Annotated in this window: 7 protein-coding genes; 1 reads left to right on the plus strand and 6 read right to left on the minus strand. The window is 68.5% G+C overall.

All coding sequences use genetic code 11. From position 1 onward, the window contains the following. Positions 1–71: 71 nt before the first annotated feature. The 5 genes from TR50_RS40615 to TR50_RS40630 all read right to left on the minus strand — a co-directional run bounded on the left by TR50_RS40615 (position 72) and on the right by TR50_RS40630 (position 5,113). Complete coding sequence (locus TR50_RS40615) at positions 72–722, minus strand: alpha-ketoglutarate-dependent dioxygenase AlkB (RefSeq protein WP_042435064.1); 651 nt, start codon at positions 720–722, stop codon at positions 72–74. Positions 723–970: 248 nt separating this feature from the next. Next, positions 971–2,191, minus strand: a complete 1,221-nt coding sequence (locus TR50_RS40620; protein ID WP_042435067.1) for a PP2C family protein-serine/threonine phosphatase — start codon at positions 2,189–2,191, stop codon at positions 971–973. A gap of 84 nt (positions 2,192–2,275) precedes the next feature. Further along, on the minus strand, positions 2,276–3,439 hold the full coding sequence (locus TR50_RS45085; protein ID WP_084701853.1) for a S8 family serine peptidase: 1,164 nt from the start codon (positions 3,437–3,439) through the stop codon (positions 2,276–2,278). Between the two features lie 13 nt (positions 3,440–3,452). Next, positions 3,453–4,682: a WXG100 family type VII secretion target gene (locus TR50_RS46330; protein WP_152648913.1), complete on the minus strand. Its 1,230-nt coding sequence runs from the start codon at positions 4,680–4,682 to the stop codon at positions 3,453–3,455. 77 nt (positions 4,683–4,759) lie between these two features. After that, a complete protein-coding gene (locus TR50_RS40630) occupies positions 4,760–5,113 on the minus strand; it encodes a hypothetical protein (RefSeq protein WP_042435069.1) in 354 nt (117 codons plus the stop codon). A gap of 279 nt (positions 5,114–5,392) precedes the next feature. On the opposite strand from TR50_RS40630, the gene TR50_RS40635 reads away from it, so the two are divergent. Then, entirely contained in the window at positions 5,393–5,677 is a 285-nt protein-coding gene (locus tag TR50_RS40635; RefSeq protein ID WP_052441867.1) for a hypothetical protein, read from the plus strand. 92 nt (positions 5,678–5,769) lie between these two features. On the opposite strand, the gene TR50_RS40640 is transcribed toward TR50_RS40635, so the two are convergent. Continuing rightward, complete coding sequence (locus tag TR50_RS40640) at positions 5,770–6,645, minus strand: Fpg/Nei family DNA glycosylase (RefSeq protein ID WP_042435110.1); 876 nt, start codon at positions 6,643–6,645, stop codon at positions 5,770–5,772. Between the last annotated feature and the right edge of the window lie 108 nt (positions 6,646–6,753).

Raw genomic sequence — 6,753 nt, forward strand, 5'->3', positions numbered from 1 at the left:
CCAACCGCCCCCAACCCAGCCGCTCCCCACCCCACCCGGGGAGCGGCCCACACCCACGCCCAGATGCCGAACTACCGCACGCCGCGCGGCCGGAACTGGATGCTGATGCGCGGCCCGACAGGGCGGGCGGTCTTCGGAATCGCGTGCTCCCAGGTGCGCTGGCATGACCCACCCATGACGATCAGATCCCCGTGCCCCAGCTGCTGGCGCACCGTGGTGCCCGACATCCCCGCCTCCGGACGCGGTCGCAGCAGCAGGGCGCGCGGCTCGCCGACGGAGAGAATGGCAACCATGGTGTCCTCGCTCTTCCCACGGCCGATGGTGTCCCCGTGCCACGCGACGCTGTCCCGTCCGTCGCGGTAGAAGCACAGCCCGAGCGTCGCGAAGTGCTCGCCCAGCTCCTGCGTGTAGTGGACGCTGAGCATCTCGCGCGCCTCGCGCAACAGCGGGTCGGGCAGCCGGTCGTCCTCGTCGTAGAACGCCAGCAGTCGCGGCACGTCGACGACCCGGTCGTACATCTTCCGTCGCTCCGCTTGCCACGGGACCTGCGTCGCAAGCCGTTCGAACAGCGCGTCGGCGCCGACCAGCCAGCCGGGGAGCAGGTCGATCCAGGCGCCGGCCCCGAGGCCGATTCGTTCGGGAGTGTGCTGGTGCAGCGGCCTGAGGTGCGTCTCCTCGACCTCGTCGAAGAGGGAACCCTGGAGCGGTGTGGAGAGGCCCATGAAACGAGACTACCGCTTCACTCGAACATTTGAGCGAAAGACTCGTCCCGCGTTTCGCTCCCGTCCCGCGGCTACGACGGCCTGGTCGATCGGGTAGCGGAGGCCTACGGGCTGGTCGTCGCCACCGGCGACGACCCCGTCACCGTCCACGACGACGTCGTCGCGCTCACCAGCCAGCTGACGTACGCCAAGGGCCCCCAGACCGTCCGGTGCGGGGCACCACGCCGGACGGCCCGAAGCCGACGGATTCAGCCACGCCTCGCCGCGTTCGGCTCGTCGTCGGACCGGATCACGGCGATCATCGCCGTGTCGTCCTGCACGGGGCCCCCCAGGTGCTGCTGCAGGTCCTCGGTGAGGAGCCGCATCAGCTCCGCGGGTGACAACGGACCCGGCCCCCCGCTGCCGCCGCCGTTCCCGTTCCCGCCCCCGCTCCCGTCCCCGTTCACGGTCGCCATGGCCGCGAGAGCCTCGACGCGTTCCTGTAGGGGGTAGAACCGGCCGTCACCGTCCCGGGCCTCGATCAGCCCGTCCGTGTAGAGCAGGAGCACGTCCCCGCGTTCGAACCGGAAGTCGGTCACGGGGTAGTCCGCCACCGCCGGTCCCGGCCCCAGGCCAAGACCCAGGGGCGGACACTGCTGCACCATCTCCAGGAACGCCGCCCGCCCCTCGTGCAGGAGCAGAGGCGGCGGGTGGCCACAGCTGATCAGCTGCAGCAGCGGTCTGTCGTCCAGGATGTCCACGATCACAGCGGTCACGAACCGCTCCCCGATGTCCGCGCCCACGGCCTCGTCGCTCGCCGCGACCTCGGCCAGGCCCCAGCTCACACTGTCCTCCAGCGACGCGGCCAACTCGGGGAGCGGCGACTGACGGTGCGCGGCCGCATGGAACGCGCCCAGCAGCAGCGCGGCGTCGCCGAGCGTCTCCAGCCCCTTGCCGCGCACGTCGCCGATCACCAGCCGGGTCCCGTGCTGCGTCCGCGCCGCGGCATAGAGGTCCCCACCGATGCGCGCGCCCACGGTCGCGGCGTAATACTCGGACGCGAGCCGCAGCGGTCCGGCCCGCGTCGGCAGCGGCCGCAACAGCACCCGCTGCGTCGCCTCGGAGACGGTCCTCGCCCGCTCGAGCTCGAGGTCGCGCCGCTCCTGCAGCGCGGCGAAGACGACGATGAACGCCCCGATGAGGACGAGCGAGGCGATCTGCACCTCCAGATTCTCCGTCGTGAGCACGCCTCGTGTGGCGCCGATGCTGACCAGAGTCACCACCGACAGCGCCCCGATCGCCGCGGTGGCCCGCGGCCCGGCGAACGAGGCGGTGATCGCCGGCGCGACAACCAGCAGGGGGCCGAGGTGGATGTCAGCCGGGGCGATGATGTCCGTGGTGGCGATCAGCGCCATCAGCGCGAGAGGCAGCAGGAGCAGCAGCCGACCCGCCCTCGCCCTCCCTGGCCGGGTCGGAGCGCGATCCCCCATCTCTCGGCTCCTCTCCCACACACCGCCAGGCGCGGTCCACCAGGTTTCCATGCCACGCCACCCCCGCAAGATCCGCAACCGCGCTCACCCCACCCCTCTCCCCTTCCGCCGCCGCCACGCCCACCACGCCCCACCAACCCCCACCACCGCGACCCCACTCACCGCGCCGACGACCCCGTCCCCAACCCCGCCGCTCCGCCTCTCCCCAGCCGTCGGCTCCGCCGCGACGGCCACGGGCGTCCCTACCGTCCTGCCGGCCGCACCCAGCTGCTTCAAGGGCCCTTCGGGCGGCCCGGCCGGAATATCGAACGTGAGCGCCGCATCAGGGCGGATGATCCCGTAGCCGTAGTGATCGTCATGCACCCGCCCGGTGGGGTTCACGGCCGACTTGACCATCCGATTCACCACCTGCCCAGCGGTCAACCGCGGATACTCCGCCCGCACCAACGCCGCCTCGGCGGAGACATACGCCGCAGCATCACTTGTCCCGTCGGACAACCGGTACTCACTGTCGCTGCTCGCCCCAGCGGCCACGATGTCGACCCCGGGCGCGGTCAACGTGAGCCCTGGCCCGTAGTTCGAATCCACCCACGGCTTCCCGTCTACATCCACCGCCCCAACGGACACCACCCCGGGGTACGCCGCCGGCCATGCGAGGGAATCCGCCCCGGCATTGCCAGCCCCGGCCACTACCACGGTGTCGTGCGAAATGGCGTAGGCGACTGCGCTCCGCATGGTTGGCGTTCCGGATGGGGTTGCGAATGACATGTTGATCACGCGTGCACCATGATTGACCGAAAAGTAGATTGCCTCTGATGCTTCCTGGAGGCTGTTTGGCCCGGTGTCGATGGCGAGTGGCATGACTTTTGCCTGAGGAGCTAGGCCGGCCACCCCATCGTTGTTTCCGGATCCATGTCCGTGGGCAACGATCAGGCTCGCCATGGCAGTTCCATGGCCGTGACCGTCGTGATCAATAGTGGTTGGTGAGTCTCTGTGGTCGATGAGGTCCTTCCCGCCGACCATTTGTCCAGTCAGATCCTGATGCGTTGACCTGACTCCGCTGTCGATGACCGCAACGATGATTCCTCTGCCTTCAGAATGCGGCCAAACCTCACTGTGGACTCGAAAGGAATCAAGGGGCCATTGGGCGCTGCGGGCGGAGTCCGCCATGCATGCCGTGAGTGTAAGAAAGAAAATGCTGCATACGGCCAAGGGCCAGCTGAATGCTTTTCGAGCGATCGCGATCATTCCTCTTCCGTGACTATTTGTCGATGACTGGCGGATTTGCGCAGGAAGGTGGAATCCAACTCCACGGCTCCTCGGTCAGATATGGTGGGCGTTGTCTTCGGGCACGCCGAGAAATCCGTTCAAGCCCTGCATGTATGGGCATGCTTTGCAGGTCTCCATTTGAGCCCAGCGCCGTGCCGCGCCTGGGATTCGGTTGGAGCGGATCCTTGGAACTGTTTCCGCTGCTGACGGGCTTTGAATCAATGGAGAAATCGGATCGGCTACTCCCCTCTGTCGGATTCCGGGTAGAAACGGAAAAATCTGCGCGGGGGCGTTGGCTTGCCGAAGAGCTTCGTAGGACAATTCTGTTTTCTTGCGGGAGGGGTGCGAACGAGTCGGAGCCAATTGAGGGATTCGATCCAATGGGTTGGATTTCCATGGGGTCAGATGATGTTGTTGGAGTGCGAAGATCTGCATGTGAAGTGGAGGCCTGCGGGAAGGTGGTACCTGCGTGGAGGTTGTGCGAAGAACTTTGCCACCACTGATCGAGGCTTGCTTGCGGGCTCGCTTCAAATCCGTTTTCTCTTATCCCGGAACTCGCAAACCGAGGATATTTGACAGATGGCAGAGACTCGCGCCCGCCGCCCACTTGGTGCGAAGTAGCCTGCGCAGAGTCAGCAGCGTGTGAGGCTTCCCCTTGGCGGTCGTCTGGAAAGGAGTCTGCATTTTCCAGCCTTTCGGATTTATCTTGCGACGCGGCTTGCGATTTTTGGAGCGGGTCATCATGAAATACCCCGCGGTCGAAGTTGATCCTTGAAGTGCCGGGTGTCCCGATCATCTCGGCGGCCGCCGCGTACCTCTGCTCCAGCTGCTTCATCACCGCCACCGCATGTCGCCGTTGTTGCTCGTGCAGCGCGTCCGCCGGCGCCCCGGTTGTCAGGGCCTGCTCGGACGTCAGCACGCCCTCCAGGGACGCTGGTTCCGGCGGCATGTCGACGCGGGCCGCTCGGAGGGCTTCGGCCGCGTAGGAGACGCCGGAAGAAGCGTGGGAGGCGTAGGCGGCGCCGTCGCCGATGGCCTGGTGGAGTTGGGTGGCGCGGGCCGTGAACGCGTCTGCTGCGGTGCCCGTCCAGTGCGCGGTGGCTGCGCGGGTGTGGTGGAGGAGGTCCTCCTGGGCCTGTTGGAGGGCCAGGTCGACCGCTGCCCACCGCGCCGCCACCGTGTCCAGCGTGCCCGGGTCGGAGCCCGCGAGCATCGCGCGCAAAGCGGTGATGCTTGCGCCGTCGAACCGTCCTCCAGAACCGGAAGCCCCAGAAGGGCCACCGGCGCCGCCTCTCCCGCTCATGCGATGCCACCACCGGCGCCCGCCGACGCCGCCGCAGAGAAGAAGTCCTGCTGTGTGCGGTGTTCCTGCTCCTCGTACGCCTCGGCTGCCGACCGCGTCTCGCCGCTGTACTGCTCGATGAACCCCTGGAGTTCGGCGATCATCGAACCCAGCCAGTCGCGCATCTCGTCGTGCTTCTCGGCCAGCGCCGCCGCGCCGGCGAAGCCGGTGCCCAGGGTGCCCTGGGGGATGGCGGTGTCGTAGCGGGCGGACGACCTCGCCGTGTCCAGGCCGTCGGCGATGGCACGCAGTTGGCGCACCGTGGACTGCAACGCGGTCACGTCGACGCGGTAACCGTTGCCGGATCCCATGGCGACGCACCTCCTCCCGAGCCCCGAGCAGCCCCACGCCTCTCAAGGCATCGGGGGGTGAGCCGTGTACAAACCCATCGATCAGGCCCACTCTATGTTGCGGAGAGTAGTGATGCCATCGCTCGATGGAGTGTTCCGTGGGGAGCGCGCCCTACGCGCCCGAGCTGCGAAAACGTGACCTGCCCACCGCTGCGCGGTGATCACCGGCTGCCATAAGGTACGCGGCGGAGCGTCACCGATGCGGTGACGCAAGGGATTCGGGTGTCACCGGAGGGGTGCATGAGCTTCATCGAGCGGGCCGTCGAGATGGTCGAGCGTGGCGTGGGTGCGGGGGAGGAGGTGCTCAGCGAGCACGCCGAGCACCGCCACGCGGCGAAGCTGTTCCTCAAGCTCGGGATCGCCGTCTTCGCGGAGCAGCGGCTCGGCGGAACCCACGAGCCGGTGGACCGGATCCTGAAGGCGTTGGACGGTCACGCCGCCGAGCACGGCGAGGTGGACCTCGACCACCTCAAGGCGGCCCACGAGGTGCTGGGCGAGGAGTTCGTCGAGGCCCACTCGGGCTGATCCGGGAGACCGCAGCGCGGAGCCCTCGCACCAGCCGGCCCTGAGCGAGGGAGCGGCGGCGTGGCAGCGTGACGGAGGCGGCGAAGCGGTCGCTACTTCAGCAGGCGTGACAGCCGGCGGTCGGCCAAGGGCTTGCCGCCGGTCTGGCAGGTGGGGCAGTACTGCAGGGAGGAGTCCGCGAAGGAGACCTCGCGGATCGTGTCGCCGCACACCGGACAGGGCTCCCCGGTGCGGCCGTGGACGCGCAGACCGCTCTTCTTCTCGGCCTTGAGGTCGCGCAGCGGCAGCCCGCGGGCGCGTTCGACAGCGTCCGTCAGCGTGGTGTGCATGGCCGTGTAGAGCCCGGCCACCTCCTCCGCGCTCAGGTTCGCGGCCAGCTTGAACGGCGACAGCCGCGCCGTGTGCAGGATCTCGTCGGAGTATGCGTTCCCGATGCCCGCGAGTACGGCCTGGTCGCGGAGGACGCCCTTGACCTGCCGCCGCTCCGACGCGAGCAGCGCGGCGAAGGCCTCGGGCGTCACCTCCCCGGACAGCGGGTCGGGGCCGAGGCGCGCGATGCCGGGGACCTCCTGCGGGTCCCGGACCAGACAGACCGCGAGGTGCTTCTGCGTCCCGGCCTCCGTGACGTCGAACCCCTGCGAGGCACCCGAGTCCGTCGGGACGAGTCGCACCCGCAGGGCCAGCGGACCCTTGCCCGGGCGGGGCGGTTCGGGCGGCACCTTGTCGCTCCACCGCACCCATCCGGCCCGGGCGAGGTGGATCACCAGATGCAGCTCCCCGACCCGCAGGTCGAGGAACTTGCCGTACCGGCCCGCGCCGTCGAAGGTGTGCCCTTCGAGCGCGGTGATCGGAGGATCGTAGGTCTTCAGTGCGGCGACCGAGACCGGGAAGACCCGCTCGACTGTCCGTCCGACGAGATGCTCGCCGAGGAACTGGACGAGCGATTCCACCTCCGGCAGCTCTGGCATGTCCTCCAGTCTGCCCGCGAGCCCGTCCACCCGCGAGCCCGTCCACCCGCGAGCCCGCTACCCAGGTAGGCGCGGAGCCCCGCCACTCCCTCGAGGGAGTGGCGGGGC

It is taken from the genome of Streptacidiphilus anmyonensis (assembly GCF_000787855.1).
GTDB classification, from domain to species: domain Bacteria; phylum Actinomycetota; class Actinomycetes; order Streptomycetales; family Streptomycetaceae; genus Streptacidiphilus; species Streptacidiphilus anmyonensis.

Excerpts from the sequence above, each read along its gene's own strand:
- TR50_RS45085 (WP_084701853.1), bottom strand. The coding sequence starts at position 3,439 with ATGATCGCGATCGCTCGAAAAGCATTCAGCTGGCCCTTGGCCGTATGC.
- TR50_RS40640 (WP_042435110.1), bottom strand. The coding sequence starts at position 6,645 with ATGCCAGAGCTGCCGGAGGTGGAATCGCTCGTCCAGTTCCTCGGCGAG.
- TR50_RS40615 (WP_042435064.1), bottom strand. The coding sequence starts at position 722 with ATGGGCCTCTCCACACCGCTCCAGGGTTCCCTCTTCGACGAGGTCGAG.
- TR50_RS40635 (WP_052441867.1), top strand. The coding sequence starts at position 5,393 with ATGAGCTTCATCGAGCGGGCCGTCGAGATGGTCGAGCGTGGCGTGGGT.
- TR50_RS40630 (WP_042435069.1), bottom strand. The coding sequence starts at position 5,113 with ATGGGATCCGGCAACGGTTACCGCGTCGACGTGACCGCGTTGCAGTCC.
- TR50_RS40620 (WP_042435067.1), bottom strand. The coding sequence starts at position 2,191 with ATGGGGGATCGCGCTCCGACCCGGCCAGGGAGGGCGAGGGCGGGTCGG.